This is a genomic window from Microbacterium sp. IEGM 1404 (assembly GCF_030056775.1).
In the GTDB taxonomy this organism is placed as follows: Bacteria; Actinomycetota; Actinomycetes; order Actinomycetales; family Microbacteriaceae; genus Microbacterium.
The window spans coordinates 799,693-816,854 of record NZ_JASHKP010000001.1 but is presented as its reverse complement, the minus strand read 5'-3'; the positions used below and the strand labels follow the sequence as shown (position 1 = coordinate 816,854).

Annotated in this window: 19 protein-coding genes; 2 read left to right on the top strand and 17 right to left on the bottom strand. The window is 70.6% G+C overall.

Annotated features, from left to right (window positions below):
* Positions 1-3 precede the first annotated feature (3 nt).
* From dusB to recO, 4 genes are all read right to left on the bottom strand, one after another.
* Positions 4-1,170, bottom strand: a complete 1,167-nt coding sequence (gene dusB, locus QM517_RS04150) for a tRNA dihydrouridine synthase DusB (protein WP_283285402.1) — start codon at positions 1,168-1,170, stop codon at positions 4-6.
* 70 nt (positions 1,171-1,240) lie between these two features.
* Positions 1,241-1,933 carry a DsbA family oxidoreductase gene (locus QM517_RS04145; protein ID WP_283285400.1) on the bottom strand — a complete coding sequence of 231 codons (693 nt, stop codon included), beginning with the start codon at positions 1,931-1,933 and terminating at the stop codon, positions 1,241-1,243.
* A 46-nt stretch (positions 1,934-1,979) separates the two neighbouring features.
* On the bottom strand, positions 1,980-2,786 hold the full coding sequence (locus QM517_RS04140) for an isoprenyl transferase (protein ID WP_283285398.1): 807 nt from the start codon (positions 2,784-2,786) through the stop codon (positions 1,980-1,982).
* Entirely contained in the window at positions 2,783-3,511 is a 729-nt protein-coding gene (gene recO / locus QM517_RS04135) for a DNA repair protein RecO (RefSeq protein WP_283285395.1), read from the bottom strand. The genes QM517_RS04140 and recO overlap by 4 nt, the downstream gene beginning before the upstream one ends.
* Before the next feature lie 73 nt (positions 3,512-3,584).
* Between recO and QM517_RS04130 the strand changes: the two genes are divergently transcribed.
* On the top strand, positions 3,585-4,292 hold the full coding sequence (locus QM517_RS04130; RefSeq protein ID WP_374114654.1) for a trimeric intracellular cation channel family protein: 708 nt from the start codon (positions 3,585-3,587) through the stop codon (positions 4,290-4,292).
* 69 nt (positions 4,293-4,361) lie between these two features.
* Here the strand turns inward: QM517_RS04130 and QM517_RS04125 are convergent, their stop codons facing one another.
* Positions 4,362-4,895, bottom strand: a complete 534-nt coding sequence (locus tag QM517_RS04125) for a TetR/AcrR family transcriptional regulator (protein ID WP_283285390.1) — start codon at positions 4,893-4,895, stop codon at positions 4,362-4,364.
* Between the two features lie 68 nt (positions 4,896-4,963).
* Here QM517_RS04125 and QM517_RS04120 point away from each other — a divergent pair, with 68 nt between their 5' ends.
* Complete coding sequence (locus tag QM517_RS04120) at positions 4,964-5,692, top strand: SDR family oxidoreductase (RefSeq protein ID WP_283285388.1); 729 nt, start codon at positions 4,964-4,966, stop codon at positions 5,690-5,692.
* A 72-nt stretch (positions 5,693-5,764) separates the two neighbouring features.
* Here QM517_RS04120 and QM517_RS04115 read toward each other — a convergent pair whose 3' ends face one another.
* The 12 genes from QM517_RS04115 to hrcA all read right to left on the bottom strand — a co-directional run bounded on the left by QM517_RS04115 (position 5,765) and on the right by hrcA (position 17,128).
* Entirely contained in the window at positions 5,765-6,553 is a 789-nt protein-coding gene (locus QM517_RS04115) for a methyltransferase domain-containing protein (protein ID WP_283285386.1), read from the bottom strand.
* A gap of 17 nt (positions 6,554-6,570) precedes the next feature.
* Positions 6,571-8,331 carry a 2-isopropylmalate synthase gene (leuA, locus tag QM517_RS04110; protein WP_283285384.1) on the bottom strand — a complete coding sequence of 587 codons (1,761 nt, stop codon included), beginning with the start codon at positions 8,329-8,331 and terminating at the stop codon, positions 6,571-6,573.
* Between the two features lie 150 nt (positions 8,332-8,481).
* Positions 8,482-9,069, bottom strand: a complete 588-nt coding sequence (locus tag QM517_RS04105) for a GNAT family N-acetyltransferase (protein ID WP_283285382.1) — start codon at positions 9,067-9,069, stop codon at positions 8,482-8,484.
* Entirely contained in the window at positions 9,066-10,013 is a 948-nt protein-coding gene (locus QM517_RS04100) for a quinone oxidoreductase family protein (RefSeq protein ID WP_283285380.1), read from the bottom strand. Before QM517_RS04100 ends, QM517_RS04105 begins: the two co-directional genes overlap by 4 nt.
* Positions 10,014-10,044: 31 nt before the next feature.
* Positions 10,045-10,938, bottom strand: coding sequence for a GTPase Era (gene era / locus QM517_RS04095; protein WP_077051524.1), 894 nt, complete (start codon positions 10,936-10,938; stop codon positions 10,045-10,047).
* A complete protein-coding gene (locus QM517_RS04090; RefSeq protein ID WP_077051525.1) occupies positions 10,935-12,248 on the bottom strand; it encodes a hemolysin family protein in 1,314 nt (437 codons plus the stop codon). Before QM517_RS04090 ends, era begins: the two co-directional genes overlap by 4 nt.
* Positions 12,245-12,712 carry an rRNA maturation RNase YbeY gene (ybeY, locus tag QM517_RS04085; RefSeq protein ID WP_077051526.1) on the bottom strand — a complete coding sequence of 156 codons (468 nt, stop codon included), beginning with the start codon at positions 12,710-12,712 and terminating at the stop codon, positions 12,245-12,247. The genes QM517_RS04090 and ybeY overlap by 4 nt, the downstream gene beginning before the upstream one ends.
* On the bottom strand, positions 12,709-13,737 hold the full coding sequence (locus tag QM517_RS04080) for a PhoH family protein (protein ID WP_139340754.1): 1,029 nt from the start codon (positions 13,735-13,737) through the stop codon (positions 12,709-12,711). The genes ybeY and QM517_RS04080 overlap by 4 nt, the downstream gene beginning before the upstream one ends.
* Positions 13,738-13,786: 49 nt before the next feature.
* Positions 13,787-14,134, bottom strand: a complete 348-nt coding sequence (locus QM517_RS04075; protein WP_283285377.1) for an HIT domain-containing protein — start codon at positions 14,132-14,134, stop codon at positions 13,787-13,789.
* 47 nt (positions 14,135-14,181) lie between these two features.
* Positions 14,182-14,916 carry a 16S rRNA (uracil(1498)-N(3))-methyltransferase gene (locus tag QM517_RS04070; protein WP_283285375.1) on the bottom strand — a complete coding sequence of 245 codons (735 nt, stop codon included), beginning with the start codon at positions 14,914-14,916 and terminating at the stop codon, positions 14,182-14,184.
* A 2-nt stretch (positions 14,917-14,918) separates the two neighbouring features.
* Positions 14,919-16,040, bottom strand: coding sequence for a molecular chaperone DnaJ (gene dnaJ, locus QM517_RS04065; protein WP_283285374.1), 1,122 nt, complete (start codon positions 16,038-16,040; stop codon positions 14,919-14,921).
* A gap of 53 nt (positions 16,041-16,093) precedes the next feature.
* Positions 16,094-17,128: a heat-inducible transcriptional repressor HrcA gene (hrcA, locus tag QM517_RS04060; protein WP_160897393.1), complete on the bottom strand. Its 1,035-nt coding sequence runs from the start codon at positions 17,126-17,128 to the stop codon at positions 16,094-16,096.
* Positions 17,129-17,162: the final 34 nt, after the last annotated feature.

Genomic DNA, 17,162 nt, shown 5'->3' with positions numbered 1-17,162 from the left:
GCCTCATCCGCCACTGTGGTGCAGTTCCGCGTCGGCGAGGGCGCGGCCGGCGTCGACGCCGATCTCACGGGAGTCGAGCCATCCGTCGGGCAGGGCGGGACGCTTCGGCGTGCCGGCGCGACCGCGCTGCCCTTCGGCCGCCTCGCCCGGGTAGGGCGCGTCGAGGTCCATCGTGGCCAGCAGCTCGTCGATCTCGTCCAGCGTCGACGCGGTCGCGAGGCTCGCGCGCAGCTCACCGCCGACGGGGTAGCCCTTGAAGTACCAGGCGACGTGCTTGCGGATGTCACGGCATCCGCGCCCCTCGTCCTCGAAGAATTCCACCAGCAGCTCGGCGTGGCGGCGGAACGCCCGCGCGACGAACCCGAGCGTCGCGTCGACGGGCTCGCCGGGAGCCGCGCCGGGGCGGCCGAGCGCGCGCGCCAGGTCGCCGAACAGCCACGGGCGCCCGAGGCAGCCGCGGCCGACGACCACGCCGTCGCACCCGGTCTCGTCCATCATCCGCACCGCGTCCGCGGCCGACCAGATGTCGCCGTTGCCGAGGACGGGGACGCTCGTCACGGTCTCTTTGAGCTTCGTGATCGCGCTCCAGTCGGCGGTGCCCGAGTAGAACTCGGAGGCCGTGCGGGCGTGCAGCGCGATGGAGGCGACACCGGCACCCTCGGCGACGCGTCCCGCCTCGAGGTACGTGAGGTGGTCGGCGTCGATGCCCTTGCGCATCTTGATCGTGAGCGGGAGGTCGCCTGCCGCGCGCACCGCGCGCTCGACGATCTCGCGGAACAGCGTGAGCTTCCAGGGCAGCGCGGCCCCGCCGCCGCGGCGGGTCACCTTCGGGACGGGGCAGCCGAAGTTGAGGTCGATGTGATCGGCGTGGTCTTCCTCGACGATCAGGCGCACCGCCGCTTCGACCGTCGCGGGGTCGACGCCGTACAGCTGGATCGAGCGCGGTGTCTCCGACTCGTGGTGGCGGATGAGGCGCATCGTCGTGTCGTTGCGCTCGACGAGGGCCCTCGTCGTGATCATCTCGCTGACGTAGAGCCCGGCTCCGTACTCGCGGCACAGTCGCCGGAACGCCGTGTTGGTGATTCCGGCCATGGGCGCGAGCACGACGGGGGCGTCGAGTTCGATGGGGCCGATGCGCAGGGTGCGCTCCGGGGCCAATGCCGTGGTCATCGTTCCATTCTCCCAGACCTCGCGCAGGGGCGGTGCCGCCCCGCGCGCGAGGTGGACTGGGGAGGAGGGGTCACGCCTGGGCGGTCTCCGGCTCGGTGGCCGCCGCGCGACGCTCGCCCCACACCTGACGGGCGATCTGGGTGAAAGCCTCGACCGGCTGGGCTCCGCTGACGCCGTACTTGCCGTCGATCACGAAGAACGGGACCCCGCTGATGCCGTAGGCCTGGGCCTGCGCCTGGTCGGCGCGGACCGCGTCGCGGAATCGCCCCGAGGTCAGTGCCTCGCGGGCGAGCTCGGCATCCAGGCCGACCTCCACCGCGAGCTCGACGAGGTCGTCGTCGCGGCCGACGTGCTTGCCCTCGAGGAAATAGGCCGCCATCAGGCGCTCCGACAGGTCGAGCTGGCGACCCTGCTCCTTGGCGAAGTGCAGCAGCTCGTGCGCCTTCACGGTGTTGGTGTGCTGCAGGATGTCGAAGCGGTACTCGAGCCCTGCCTCGGCGGCGACGCCGGTGACGCGGTCGAGCATCTCGCGCGCCTGAGCGGGCGAGATGCCCTTGTGCTGCGAGAGGTAGTCCACCTCGCCGCCGACGAAGTCGACGGGGGTGTCGGGCGAGAGCTCGAACGAGTGGTACTCGATCTCGACGACCGGGGCGTCGTCGTCATCGGCGGTGGCGGCGAGGCCGTTCTCGAGGTTGCGCTTCCCGATGAAGCACCACGGGCAGGCGATGTCGCTCCACACGTCGATCTTGATGGCATCCGTCATGTCGTGTGCAACCTTTCGGGTGAGGGGCTTATTCCGAAAACGGCATTCATCCCGCAGTCGGCGTGTCGACCGCGCCGCCGAAGCGTCGATCCCGGGACACGTACAGACCGATCGCGTCCCACAGGTGCCGGCGCCGGAAATCGGGCCACAGCGTGTCGAGGAACACCATCTCGGCGTACGCCGACTCCCACAGGAGGAAGTTCGAGGTGCGCTGCTCGCCGCTGGAGCGGAGGAACAGATCGACGTCGGGCATGTCGGGAACGTAGAGATTCTTCGCGATCATCTTCTCGCTGATCGCCGACGGCTTCACCTTGCCGGCGGCGATGTCCTCGCCGAGGCGCCGCATGGCATCCACGATCTCGAGGCGACCGCCGTAGTTGACGCACATCGTCAGGGTGAGGCCGTCGTTCCCCGCGGTGAGGCGTTCCGCCGCCTGCAGCTCGTTGATGACCGAGCCCCACAGTTTGGGCCGGCGCCCGGCCCAGCGGACCCGCACGTTCCACTCGTTCAGCTGGTCGCGGCGGCGCTGGAGCACCTCGCGGTTGAATCCCATGAGGAAGCGGACCTCGTCGGGCGACCGCGTCCAGTTCTCGGTCGAGAAGGCGTACAGCGACAGGTGCTTCACACCCGCCTGGATCGCTCCCGCGACGATGTCGAGGATGGTCGCCTCTCCGGCCCGGTGCCCTTCGATCCGCGGAAGGCCCTGGCGATTCGCCCAGCGGCCGTTGCCGTCCATGACGATCGCGATATGAGCGGGAACCGACCCCTTCGGGAACGCCGGCGGATACTCCCCGGTCCAATCCAGGGGGCGGTACGGGGCGGCGTTGCGGTGCGTGAACGGCTTCGGGGTCATCGATTCGATTCCAGGTGCGAGAGGGAACGGATGCCGCGCTCGAGATGGAACTGCGCGTAGGTGGCGACCAGCCCCGAGGCGGCGGCGGTGGTGCGACCGGAGGCCGCGTCCACGACGTCCCACTCCCCCGCGATGAGCGCGCGGAGCAGGTCGACGGTGTCGCGGGCGACGCGCGGCGAGCCCGCGGGTGCGCAGGACGCGCACACGACGCCCCCGAGTTGGGCGAGGAAGTAGTCGTGCTCGCCGACCGTGCCGCAGCGCGCGCATTCGCCGAGACCGGGGGCCCAGCCCGAGAGGGCCATGGCGCGCAGCAGGTAGGAGTCCAGGACGCTGCGGGCGGCGTGGTCGCCGCGCGCGAGCGACCGGAGTCCCCCGACGAGGAGGAGGTACTGCTGCGGCGTGGCCTCGGCTTCGTTCAGCCGGTCGGCGGTCTCGACCATGGCGCTGGCGGTCGTGTACCGGTCGTAGTGCTGCGCGATGTCGGCCCCGTAGGCGCCGAGCGACTCGGCCTGCTGCACGATGTCGAGGTTCCGGCCCTGGTACAGCTGCACGTCCGCGACCATGAACGGCTCCAACCGCGAGCCGAACCGCGACGAGGTGCGGCGTACGCCCTTCGCCACCGCGCGGATCTTGCCGTGGCGTCGGCTGAGGAGGGTGACGATGCGGTCCGCCTCCCCGAGCTTGTGGGTACGCAGGACCACGACTTCGTCGCGGTAGGTGGGCACAGTCCATTATCCGTCCGCGACCCCGGGAGTCGGCGGTGCGCCGCGCGCGGGCCCGCGCAGGCGGGGCGGGAGAATGGATGCCGTGAACCCGCCCGTCTTCATCATCCCGCTGTGGGCCGACCTCACCGCCGTCGCGCTGGGCGGCGTGCAGGGCGCGTTGTTCGCCGCGGGATTCCAGGGTCAGCGACGGCTCGACCTCCTCGGGGTCGCCATCATCGGCATCCTCCTGGGGATGGGCGGCGGACTCATCCGCGACCTCCTGCTCGGGGTTACTCCCTCGACCCTGCAGAACAACTGGTACCTGCTCACGGCGATCGGGGCCTCCCTCGTCGGGATGCTGCTGTCGGGGATCTTCCAACGCCTCAACCGCGCGATCGTCCTGCTCGACGCCGTCGTGATCGGACTCTTCGGCGCGTTCGGCACGTCCAAGGCGCTCGCCCTCGGACTTCCGGCGGTGCCGGCGGTGTTCGTCGGCGTCGTGGCCGCGGCGGGCGGCAGCGTGCTGCGCGACGTGCTGATGGGGCTGCCGGTGGCGATCATGCACGTCGGGTCGCTGTACGCGGTGGCGGCCGGGGGCGGGTGCGCCGTGCTCGCGACGGTCGCGGCCTTCGGCGTGCCGCTCCCCGTGGCGGCCGTGGTCGGCGTCGTGGTGACGACGGTGATCCGCGTCCTCGCGGTGCTGTTCGACCTGTCGCTCCCCGAGCAGCGGAAGCTGTACCGCCGCAAGGTCGCGGTCGAGACGACCGGCATCCCGATCATCCGGGTCGACCCGGAAGCGTGAGGTGCGGCTTCGCGTGAGTCGCCGGAATTTGTCGCTTGGGCGTGCCTCCAGGCGACAAATCCTGGCGACTCACGCGGGCGGTTCGAGCAGCGCGCCGAGGATGTGCGCCGCCTGGTCTCCGTCCAGATCGCGGAGCGCGGGGAGGTCGAGGAAGTGGCGGGCGATGGTGACTCCCAGGATGCTCGAGACCAGGATCGCCGCGCGGATCCGCCCCTCATCGCCGCGGCCGTCGGCCAGCGCGTCCGCGCGGTTCTCGAGATGGGCGCGCAGAGCCTGAGCCGCGTCCGGGGATGTCAGTATCGACCGCAACAGGGCCCGTGTGGCGGGGTCGAGCTCGCGGAGGCGAACGTCGAGCACGTCGCTCAGGTGGGACTCGACGTCTCCGTCGCCGAGGTCGGCCACGGGTTCGACCGCGAGTGCGAACAGTGCGGCTTTCGACCCGTAGTGCTGGAGCACCAGGGAGGGATCGATCCCCGCGCGAGCCGCGATCCCTCGGATGGTGGCTCCGTCCATCCCGCGGTCGCCGAACTCCGCGCGGGCCGCGAGCAGAATGCGTTCCGCCGTCGCTGCGCGCTTCTCCGCGCGGGACCCTATGACCTCCATGAATTCACTCTACAGCTGATGAGCGAGAGCGTAGAGTTTCGCTCATCAGTTGTTGAGTGGAGGATGCCATGGCCCACACGCCCCTGTCCCACCGATCGGTTCTCGTGGTCGGTGCCTCGCGCGGTCTCGGTCTCGCGATCGCCCGGACCTACGTCGACCGAGGCGCGCGAGTCGTCGCGACCGTGCGCGGGGATGTCTCGAAGTCGCTGCGGGCGGTGCGGGACGCCGCTCCCGACCGTGTCGAGTTCGAGCACGTCGACATCGCCGACGGCGCGGAGATCACCGCCCTCGCGAACCGCCTGCGGGGTCGCACGTTCGACCTGCTGTTCGTGGTCGCCGGAATCTCGCTCGCACCTCAGTCGCAGGTGGCGGCCGACATCGACGACGACGACTTCGCCCGTACCCTGGCGACGAACGCGCTCGGGGCGATGCGTGTCGTCGAGAGGCTGCACCCCTTCGTCGCCGACACCGGAACGATCGCGGTCCTGTCGTCGGGACAGGGCAGCATCACGAACAACACGTCGGGCGGGTTCGAGGTGTACCGCGCGTCGAAGGCGGCGTTGAACCAGCTGATGCGCAGTTTCGCCGCGCGTCACCCGAACGACGCGCGCGCCCTGCTACTGCTCGCGCCTGGATGGATCCGCACCGACATGGGCGCGCCGGCGCGGGCCTCGAGATCGACGAGGCGATCCCGCCCCTCATCGACACCGTGGAGGCGCATCGCGGCACGCCCGGCCTCCGCTTCCTGGACCGCACCGGCGCGCCGGTCCCCTGGTGACCTGCCCCGACCCGTGTGAGTCGCCAAGAATTGTCGCGCTCGCGCGCCCGGAAGCGACTAATCCTGGCGACTCGCGCAAAGACGAGACCGCCTAGGCGCGGGCGAGGATCTCACCGTGCGGGAGCAGGATCCAGCCGTCGGGGTGGGCGGCCCACTCGCGCCAGGCGTCGGAGATGCGCTGGAGCGTCGCGTCGTCGGCCAGGCCCAGTCGGCGGGCGTGCCCGGCGAAGGCGGATGCCACGACCCGGTCTGCCCACATCCCGCCCCACCACGCGCGCTTCTCGGGCGTGTCGAACACCCACACGCTCGCGCTCGCCTCGATCCGCGTGAACCCGGCCTCGCGCGCCCACGCCTTCAGGACGCGGCCGGCGTTCGGCTCGCCCGACACTCCACGGTGCACCGCGTCATAGAGCGCGAGCCACTCGTCGAGTGCCGGGATCTGTGGATGCCAGATCACCCCGCCGTAATCCACGTCGCGCGCCGCGACCAGACCGTCCGGCCCGGCCACCCGTCGGAACTCCCGCAGCGCGTCCACCGGTCGGGCCAGGTGCTGCAGGGTCTGGTGGGCGTGGACGATGTCGAACGAGGCATCCGGGAGGTCGAGCGCGTAGGCGTCGCCGACGAGGAACTCGACGTTCGTGCGCTCACCGATCGCAGCGCGGGCGATCTCGACGACGTCGGGAGCGGCATCCATCCCCACGACCCGCCCCGGGAGGACCCGGTCGGCGAGGTCGACGGTGATGGTGCCGGGGCCGGCGCCCACGTCCAGGACGCGGGCACCGGCGAACAGCGAAGACACCAGGTAGGCCGCCGAATCGGCGACGGTTCGGGCCGCGTGGGAACGCAGCACGCTCTCGTGGTGTCCGTGGGCGTACGCCACGGCCGTGCCTCAGACGATCAGACGCCGGCGAGGGCGCCGGAGCGCTGACGCGTGCGGATGGCGCGGTTGACGCCCGACACGATCGCCTTGAGCGACGCCGTCGAGATGTCGTTGTCGATGCCCACGCCCCACAGGCGCTGGTCGTCGACCTGCAGCTCGATGTACGCCGCAGCCTGCGCGTCGCCGCCCGAGCTGAGCGCGTGCTCCACGTAGTCGTACAGCGTCACGTCGAAGCCCTGCGCGCGCACGATCTCGAGGAACGCGGCGACGGGGCCGTTGCCGACCGCCGACGCGGGATGCGTCGACTCGCCGTCGCGCAGCGTCACCTCGAGCGAGACGTCGCCGGACATGTCGCTCGAGGACCGTGTCGAGAGCAGCTCGAACCGACCCCAGCGCTGGTCGTCCTCGGTCGTCGGCAGATACTCGTCGGTGAAGATGTCCCAGATCTGGGCGCTCGAGATTTCGCCGCCCTCGGCGTCGGTACGGGTCTGGACGACACCGGAGAACTCGATCTGCAGCTTCCGCGGCAGGTCGAGGGCGTGGTCGGCCTTCAGCAGGTACGCGACGCCACCCTTGCCGGACTGCGAGTTCACGCGGATGACGGCCTCGTAGGAGCGACCCAGGTCCTTCGGATCGATGGGCAGGTACGGAACCGCCCACTCGATGTCGTCGATGCTCTTGCCCTCGACTGCGGCCCGGGCCTCCATCGCCTCGAAGCCCTTCTTGATGGCATCCTGATGCGAACCGCTGAAGGCGGTGAACACCAGATCGCCGGCCCACGGGCTGCGCTCGGGCACGGGCAGCTGGTTGCAGTACTCGACGGTGCGCTTGACCTGGTCGATGTCGCTGAAGTCGATCTGCGGGTCGATGCCCTGCGTCAGCAGGTTGACACCCAGGGCGACCAGGTCGACGTTGCCGGTCCGCTCGCCGTTGCCGAAGAGGCAGCCCTCGATGCGGTCGGCGCCGGCCATGTAGCCGAGCTCCGCCGCGGCGACGGCGGTGCCCCGGTCGTTGTGCGGGTGCAGCGACAGGATCACGTTCTCGCGGTGGTTGAGGTTCCGCGACATCCACTCGATCGAGTCGGCGTAGACGTTCGGCGTCGCCATCTCGACCGTGGCGGGCAGGTTCAGGATGACCTTGCGCTCAGGGGTCGGCTGGAAGATCTCCAGGACCTCGTTGCAGATGCGCAGCGCGAACTCGAGCTCGGTGCCCGTGTAGCTCTCGGGCGAGTACTCGTAGTAGACGTCCGTCTCGGGGATCGTCGCCTCGTACTTCTTGCACAGGCGGGCGCCCTCGAGGGCGATGTCGACGATCCCCTGCTGGTCGGTGCGGAAGACGACCTCGCGCTGCAGCACGGACGTGGAGTTGTACAGGTGCACGATCGCCTGCTTGGCACCGGCAATCGCCTCGTACGTCCGCTGGATGAGGTGCTCGCGCGCCTGGGTCAGCACCTGGATCGTCACGTCGTCGGGGATCAGGTCTTCCTCGATCAGCTGACGGACGAAGTCGAAGTCGGTCTGGCTGGCGCTCGGGAACCCGACCTCGATCTCCTTGTAGCCCATCTTCACCAGCAGGTCGAACATGACCCGCTTGCGCTCGGGGCTCATCGGATCGATGAGGGCCTGGTTTCCATCGCGCAGGTCGACGGCGCACCAGCGGGGTGCGGTCTCGATGCGCTTGCTCGGCCACGTGCGGTCGGGCAGGTCGACGCGGATCTGCTCGTGGAACGGACGGTACTTGTGGACCGGAGCGGACGTGGGCTTCTGAGTGTTCTTCATGAGGGGGTCGCTTCTCTTGTCTGTCTGATGGGGCCGACGACGAGCTCCGCGACGAGGAAGGCCCTTAGAACGAGGACTCGTCGCGGCAGCTAAGAAGAAGCAGGCCACCGAAGCGCATTCTGCGATGGTAGCACCCGCGCGCGCCGCGCCTTACGCGATCGGCGTCCACTCGCGCGCCAGCACCGCGTAGTCGACCTCGTCGCTCCACCGGTCCTTGAACCACCCGCTCTCGACGAGATGCGCTTCGCGCCGCATGCCGAGACGTTCGGCCAGGGCGACCGATCGCACGTTGTCGGGGTCGATGCGGGCGACCAGGCGCCGCAACCCGTACACCGAGAACGCGGTGTCGACGAGGGCGCGGACGGCCTCGGTCGCCAGACCCCGTCCGGCGGCGGCCGGGTTCACGACCCACCCGATCTCGGCGGTGCCCGAGGCCGGGTCGAGGTGGAACAGCACGAGATCGCCGACCACGGCGCCGTCGTCGAGGCGCTCGATCGCGACCACCAGTCCCCCGCGCTCGCCATCGAGGCTCGTTCCGCCGAAGAGGTGGCCGATCCGCTCACGGATGTCGTCCGGGCTCTGCGGTTCGAAGGGGAGGAAACGGCACACGTCGGGGTCGCCTCGGTACACGACCATCGCGTCGATATCGGCGTCCTCGAGGGGGCGCAGCCGCACGCGTTCGCGCACGACATCGACGCGCGCGGGCGCAGGAGGGAGCACGAACGGAGACCCGGTCACGGCAGCAGCGCGACCTTGCCGCCGGGGTGGCCCTGCATCACGAACTGCACGGCGTCCTTCGCGTCGGTCAGCGGGAACGTGCGCGCGACGGGGACTTCGAGATCCCCGGATGCCGCGAGCTCCAGGATGCGGGGCCGGGCGATGTCGCGGAACCGGGCGCTCTCCGGACGGGCGCCGGCGACCCACAGGATGCCGTCCGATTTGGCACGCTGCGGCGCCACGATCGTGACGATGCGGTCGCGCTCCGCGACGAGCGCGAGCGAGACGTCGATCGCCTCGTCGGTGCCGACGGCGTCCCACGCCGCGGCGATCGGCGCGCCCGCGGCCGCCTCGACGACCCGCTCCTCGAGTCCGTCTCCGTAAGCCACCGGGATCCCGCCGTACCGACGGACGCGTTCCGCGGACTCCGCGGAGTCGGGTCCGACCGTGCCGATCACGCGGATGCCGAGCACCCGCGCCTGCTGCAACAGACTCACGCCCACGGCGCCGGACGCGGCGTGCAGCAGCACGGTCTCGCCCTCGGCGGCGCGCGTGACCTGGATCATCTCGGCCGCGGTCGTGCCGGCGAGCAGCAGATTCGCGGCCTCGGCGTGTGACAGCGTCGCGGGCTTGGCGAAGACGTCGCGCGCGGGGACGTTCAGCTCGGTCGCGTAGGCGCCCTGGACGCGGAACGCGACGACCTCGTCGCCGATCGCGAGCTCGCCCGAACCGCCGACCGCGTCGGGGCCGACCGCGGTGATCTCCCCGGACAGCTCGTACCCGATGGCGACGGGGAACTCGACCCCCGGACGCGCGGACGCGACGTGCTTGGCATCCGCGGGGTTGATCCCGGCCGCGCGGACGCGGACCGTGACCTCACCGGGACCGGGTGCCGGCACCTCGACCTCGTCGAACGTCCAGTCCTCCACCGGACCGGGCTGGTGCGCCCGCCACTGCTTCGCCATGATCGTCGTCCTCTCGTCGCGGAGGGCCTGCTCAGAACCCGAGTCGACCGAGCTGCTTGGGGTCGCGCTGCCATTCCTTGGCCACGCGCACGTGCAGGGACAGGTATACCCGACTTCCCACGAGCGGCTCGATGCCCTTCCGCGCGCGGGCGCCGACGCCGGCGAGTCGCGAACCCTTGTGGCCGATGATGATGGCCTTCTGGCTGTCGCGCTCGACCACGATGTTGGCGAAGACGTCGGTGAGGTCGGTGCCCTCTCGCGGTGCGACGTCCTCGATGGTCACGGCGATGGAGTGCGGCAGCTCGTCGCGCACGCCGTCGAGAGCCGCCTCACGGATGATCTCGGCGATCCGGTCCTCGAGCGACTCATCGGTGACGACGTCGTCGGGGTAGAGCGCCGGCCCCTCGGGCATCAGCGAGAGCAGCTCGTCGCTCAGCACGTCGAGCTGATCCCGCGTCACGGCCGACAGGGGGATCACGGCCGCCCAGTCCTCGCGCAGCGCGTCGACCTCGATGAGCCGCTCGGTGATCTGCTCGCGGCTCGCGGCATCCGTCTTCGTCACCAGGGCGACCTTCTTCGCCCGCGGGTATCCCGACAGGGATTCGGCGATGCGCCGGTCTCCGGGACCGACCTTCTCGGTCGCGGGGACGCAGAACGCGATGACGTCGACATCGCCGAGCACCTGCTCGACCAGGTCGTTGAGGCGCTGGCCCAGTAGCGTGCGCGGGCGATGGATGCCGGGCGTGTCGACCACGACGAGCTGGCCCCCGGGGCGGTTGACGATGCCGCGGATCGCGCGACGCGTCGTCTGCGGCTTGTCGCTCGTGATGGCGACCTTCTCGCCCACCAGGGCGTTCGTCAGGGTGGACTTCCCCACGTTGGGGCGACCGACGAAGGTCACGAAGCCGGATCGGGTGGCGCTCATCTGTCGTTCCTCTCGCGAGCGGAGCCCGCGGGCGCCGTCTCGTCGTCTTCCTCATCGTCGTCGGCCCGCTCGACGATTACCGTCGCGATGCCGCGGTTGCGCCCCCGGGACGCGCCGCCGGTCATGACCAGGCCGGAGTGCTCAGCGGTGGCGCCGGGCTGCGGGATCCGGCCGAGCGCCTTGCCCAGCAGGCCGCCGATCGAATCCACGTCCTCGTCGTCGAGTTCCAGGCCGAACAGGTCGCCGACCTCGTCGAGACCGAGGCGCGCGCTCACGCGGTAGCGGCCGTCCTCCAGCGGCACGACCTCCGTCGAGGGCGCGTCGTACTCGTCGGAGATGTCGCCCACGAGCTCCTCGATGAGATCCTCCAGCGTGACGAGCCCCGAGACACCGCCGTACTCGTCGACGGCGAGGCACACGTGCACGGCATCCTTCTTCATCTGCTGGAGCAGGGTCTCGGCCTTCATCGTCTCGGGGACGAACACCGCCGGGCGGGCGATCCGGCGGATCGGCGCGTCGCGCCAGCCCTCCTCCTCGCGGAACGCGAACTGCACGAGGTCCTTCAGGTACAGCATGCCGACGATGTCGTCGGCCTCGTCGTCGGCGAGGGGCACGCGGGACACGCCCTTGTCGAGGAACAGGGCGAGCGCCTCGCGGGTCGTGGCCGCGGCATCCACCGTCACCATGTCGGTGCGCGGCACCATGACCTCGCGCACGTAGCGGTCGGTGAAATCGAACACCGAGTGGATGAGTTCGCGATCGTCCTCTTCGATGAGCTCGTTCTCGGCGGCCTCGTCGATGATGCTCAGGAGCTGCTCCTCCGACGCGAACGACGTCGAGCGGGCGAGGCCCGGCGTGATGCGGTCGCCGACCGCGACGAGCCCGTGCGCGAGCGGCCCGAGCAGGATGCGCATGCCCCGGATGATCGGCGCCCCGCCCCGCAGCAGGCCGGTGGCGTGCTGACGACCCACCGCCCGCGGGCTCGCGCCCACGACCACGAACGAGATGCCGGTCATGAGGACGGCCGCCGCGATCAGGGCCAGCCAGATGTTGTCGAACAGGAGCATGAACGCCGCCGCGACGAGGACGGCCGCGGTGGTCTCGGCCAGCACGCGGATGAACACCACGGCCGTGACGTGCGCGCTCGGGTCGTCGGCGATCCGCTGGAGCGCGCGGGCGTTGCGCCCTCCCGCGCCGAGTTCGGCCAGATCGGCTCGGGAGGTGACCCCCAGGGCCGCCTCGGACGCCGCCATGAAGCCGCCGAAGGCGACGAGGACGAGGGCGGCGACGAGGAGGAGGGCCGCGGTCATGCGCGGCGGCGGCGCTCGACGGCCTGGAAACCGGTGATGAGCTCGCGCTGCAGGCCGAACATCTCGCGCTCCTCGTCGGGTTCGGCGTGGTCGAAGCCGAGGAGGTGCAGAAGCCCGTGAGTGGTGAGGAGGATCAGTTCGTCCTGCGTGGAGTGCTTCGCGGTGACGGCCTGGGTCTCGGCCACGGCGGGGCACAGCACGATGTCGCCGAGGAGGCCCGCGGGGGTGGGCGAGTCCTCGGTCCCGGGGCGCAGCTCGTCCATCGGGAAGCTCAGCACGTCGGTCGGGCCCGGCTCGTCCATCCACTGCACGTGGAGGGACTCCATCGCCCCCTCGTCGACGAGCACGATGGCGACGTCGGCGTCCGGGCTCACGTGGAGCTCGGCGAGGTTGTACTCCATCAGACGCAGCAGTACCTGCTCGTCGACGTCGTGGCCGGATTCGTTGTTGATCTCGATGGTCATGAGCGGTTTCGTCTCGGGAGGTGATCGCGCGGACCCGCGGGACGGGCGGCGCTACGGCGTTCGGCACGGCTGGCGAATTCGGATGCCTCGTCGCGTTCGCGGCGGGCCACGAGACGCTTCTCGTCGTATTCGCTGTACGCATCGACGATACGGCCGACGAGCGTGTGACGCACGACGTCGGCGCTCGTGAGATACGAGAAGTGGATGTCGTCGATGTCGCCGAGCACCCGCGTGACCAGCCTCAGCCCGGACGCGCCCTGCGGCAGGTCGATCTGCGTGATGTCACCCGTGACCACCATGCGCGTGCCGAACCCGAGACGCGTGAGGAACATCTTCATCTGCTCGGGCGTGGTGTTCTGCGCCTCGTCGAGCACGACGAACGAGTCGTTGAGCGTGCGGCCGCGCATGTACGCCAGGGGCGCGACCTCGATGGTGCCCGTCGCCATGAGCTTCGGGACGATGTCGGGGTCCATCATCTCGTTGAGCGCGTCGTACAGCGGGCGCAGGTACGGGTCGATCTTGTCGGTGAGGCTGCCCGGGAGGAACCCCAGGCGCTCCCCCGCCTCGACGGCGGGACGCGTGAGGATGATGCGGCTGACCTCTTTGCGCTGCAACGCCTGCACGGCCTTCGCCATCGCGAGGTAGGTCTTGCCGGTACCGGCGGGGCCGATGCCGAAGACGATCGTGTTCTCTTCGATCGCGTCGACGTACGCCTTCTGCCCCAGGGTCTTGGGGCGGATGACCTTGCCGCGCGACGACAGGATCGCCTCGCCGAGCACCTCGGACGGGCGGGGCCCGCCGTCGGAGCGGAGGATGCGGCTGGAGCTCGAGACGTCGGACGGGTCGAGGCCCTGGCCGTTGCGGGTCATCGTGAGGAGCTCCTCGACGAGACCCTTCGCCGCGGCCACGGCCGATGCGCCCCCGGTGAGGGTGATCTCGTTGCCGCGCACGTGGACGTCGACGTCGGGGTGCTCCTTCTCGACCACGCGCAGCAGTCGGTCGTGGGGGCCCAGGAGCTGGACCATGGCGACGCCGTCGGCGTACAGACGCTCGACGACGGGTTCTTCGGGGGAATCAGCCACCCGTGCTCTTTTCGTTCAGTCCGCCCGCGAGAACGTGGGCGTGTACATGGAAGACCGTCTGACCGGCACCGGCGCCGGTGTTGAAGACGAGTCGGAAGTCGCCGTCGGCGTGCTCGGCGGCCAGGGAGTTCGCGAGCCCCACGATCTCGGTCAGAAGGTCGGGGTCGCCGGCGGCCAGTTCCACGACGTTGCGGTACTGCTCGGTCTTGGGGATCACCAGCAGGTGTACCGGCGCCTGCGGCGCGATGTCGCGGATCGCGAAAGCGTTCTCGGTCTCGGCGACGATCTCGGCGGGGATCTCGCCCTGGAGGATGCGCGTGAAGATCGACGGCTCGGTCATGGCATCCAGTCTATCGACGGGGTCCGGCGCCGGGCCGGGAGGAGGCGCTACCAGCGTCCCGTCGCTGCGGAGAGCACGGAGATCGCCGCCGCGCCCGCTGTCGAGGTGCGCAGCACCGTGTCGCCGAGGCGGACGAGCCGGGCACCCACCGCCCGCAGCGCGTCGAGCTCCTCGGGCGCGATGCCGCCCTCGGGGCCGACGACGAGCACGACGTCACGATCGTCGGACGAATCGGATGCCACAGCGGTCAGCCTCTCGACGGCGGACGGCTCCAACACGAGAACGTGCGCGTCGCCCGCCCGCGCGATCAGATCCGACAGACGTGCGACGCCCTCTACCTCGGGGATCCACGCGCGATGCGCCTGCTTCGCCGCCTCGCGGACGATCGCGCGCCAGCGGGCGAGGCCCTTCTCGGCCTTGGCATCCCACCGCGAGACGCTCCGCGCGGCCTGCCAGGGGACGATCGCGTCGACTCCCAGCTCGGTCGCCGCCTGCACCGCGAGCTCGTCCCGGTCGCCCTTCGCGAGCGCTTGCACGAGGACGATGCGCGGCGACGGTGCGGGAACCTCGACGCGCGCGGTGACCCGCACGTCCACCTGCTTGGGCGTCGCGGCCGTCACGACACCGTCGAGCCACACGCCGCGCCCGTCGCCGAGCGTCACCGCCTCGTCGACGCGCACGCGCCGGACCGCGGCGGCGTGGTGCGCCTCCGGACCGGTCAACACGACGGCGTCGCCGACGCTCGCGGCCGCGGCGTCGTCCGTGACGAAGTGCAGCGCCACGGTCAGTGCCGGAAGCGGTCGCGGAACTTCGAGAACAGGCCCTGCTGGTGCTCGGCCAGGCGCGGCTGGGGGGCCTTCGTGCGCTTGGCGAACTCCTCGATGAGGGCGCGCTCCTTGTGGTCCAGTCGTGTCGGGGTCACCACGTGCACGCCGATCTTCAGATCGCCGCGCTGGCTGCCGCGCAGCGGCGTGATGCCCCGGCCCTTGATCGTCAGCACGTCACCGGACTGCACGCCCGGTCGCACCTCGAGGTCGACGCTGCCGTCGAGCGACTCGATCGTCGTGGCGGTGCCGAGGATGGCATCCGGCATCGAGACCTCGAGGGTCGCGAGCAGGTCGTCGCCCTCGCGGCTGAAGGCGTCGTGCGACTCGACGGTGATCTCGAGGTACAGGTCGCCGTTCGGGCCGCCCGCGGGACCGACCTCGCCCGAGCCGGGGAGCTGCAGGCGCAGGCCCGTCTCGACGCCGGCGGGGATGTCGACCGACACCGTGCGGCGGGCGCGGACGCGCCCCTGACCCTGGCACGTTCCGCAGGGGTACGGGATCGTCGTGCCGTGGCCCTGGCAGACGCTGCAGGGCTGGCTCGTCACCACGTTGCCGAGGAGGCTGCGGACCGTGCGCTGCACGTGTCCCGACCCGTGGCAGATGTCGCAGGTGACCTCGCCCGTCCCGGGCTGCGTGCACGCGCCCTGGCAGGTCTCGCACAGGACCGCGGTGTCGACCTCGAGGTCGCGGTGCACGCCGAAGACGACGTCGCCGAGCTCGAGCGTGACGCGGACGAGAGCGTCCTGCCCGCGCTCGCGACGGGACCGGGGACGCGGGCCGCGCCCGCCCCCGCCCTGTGCGCCGCCGAAGAACGTCTCGAAGATGTCGCTGAAGCCGCCGAAGCCGGCCGCTCCGCCGCCGCCGAAGGGGTTCTGGTCGCCGCCCATGTCGTAGCGGCGACGCTGCTCGGGGTCGCTCAGCACGTCGTAGGCGTGGGTGACGAGCTTGAACCGTTCGGACGCGTCCTCGCCCGGGTTCACGTCCGGGTGGAGCTCGCGCGCGAGACGCCGGTACGCACGCTTGATGTCGTCGGGGCCGGCGTCGCGCGCGACGCCGAGGACCTCGTAGTGGTCAGCCACAATCGCCTTCCTGCCCGCTCACGCGGGGTCGTTCCGTTTCCGTGCGGTCCTCGTCAACGAGCGGTGTCGTCGTCTTCGAGCATCCGGGTGAGGTAGTGCGCGACGGCGCGGACCGCCGCGAGGTTGGAGGAGTAGTCCATGCGCATGGGGCCCAGCAGGCCCACGCGCGCGCCGCCCGCGGAACCGTCGTACCGGCTCGCGAGGACGGATGCCTCCACCAGACCGAACGGTTCGTTCTCGCGGCCGATGCTGGCCGAAAGACCCTGCTCGTCGGCCACCATCTCGGTCATGAGCCGGAGCAGCGTGACCTGTTCCTCGATGGCCTCGAGAAGCGGGTAGATGCTGCCGCGGAAGTCGGATTCGCGTTTGGCGAGGGTCGCCGCGCCCGCCATGACCAGGCGGTCCTGACGGAATTCCTCGAGCTCTTCGCCGACGACGCGGAGCACCGCATCGGCGATCGCGTCGAGCGCGTTGCCGGGTCGCGGCCCGTCGGTCGTCGCGACCGTCTGCGCGCAGTCGGCGACGCTGCGGCCCACGAGCAGCGCGCCCACCCGCGCCCGCAGTTGGACGATGTCGCTCTCGGACGGCTCGAACGGGACCAGGGCGATCCGCTGGGAGACACGGCCGGTGTCGGTGACGAGGATGACCAGCACACGGGGGCCGCCGAGGGCGACCAGCTCCACGTGCGAGAGGTTGGCGCGGGCGAACGAGGGGTACTGCACGATCGCGACCTGGCCGGTCAGCTGCGTCAGCGCGCGCACCGTCCGCGCGAGGAGGTCGTCGAGGTCGCCGGCCTCGTCGAGGAAGGACGTGATGGCGCTCCGCTGCGCCGACGAGAGCGGGCGGAGCTCGGCGAGGTGATCGACGAAGACGCGGTAGCCCTTGTCGGTGGGTACGCGCCCCGACGATGTGTGGGGAGCGACGATGAGGTCTTCGTCCTCCAGCAGCGCCATGTCGTTGCGGATGGTCGCCGCCGACACCCCGAAGGCGTGCCGCTCGACGATCGCCTTGCTGCCGACGGGTTCGCGCGTGTCGACGTAGTCCTGGACGATCGCGCGGAGCACTTGCAAGCCGCGTTCGGACACCATGGCCTGCTCCCTTCTCCTGGCACTCCGGTCACCT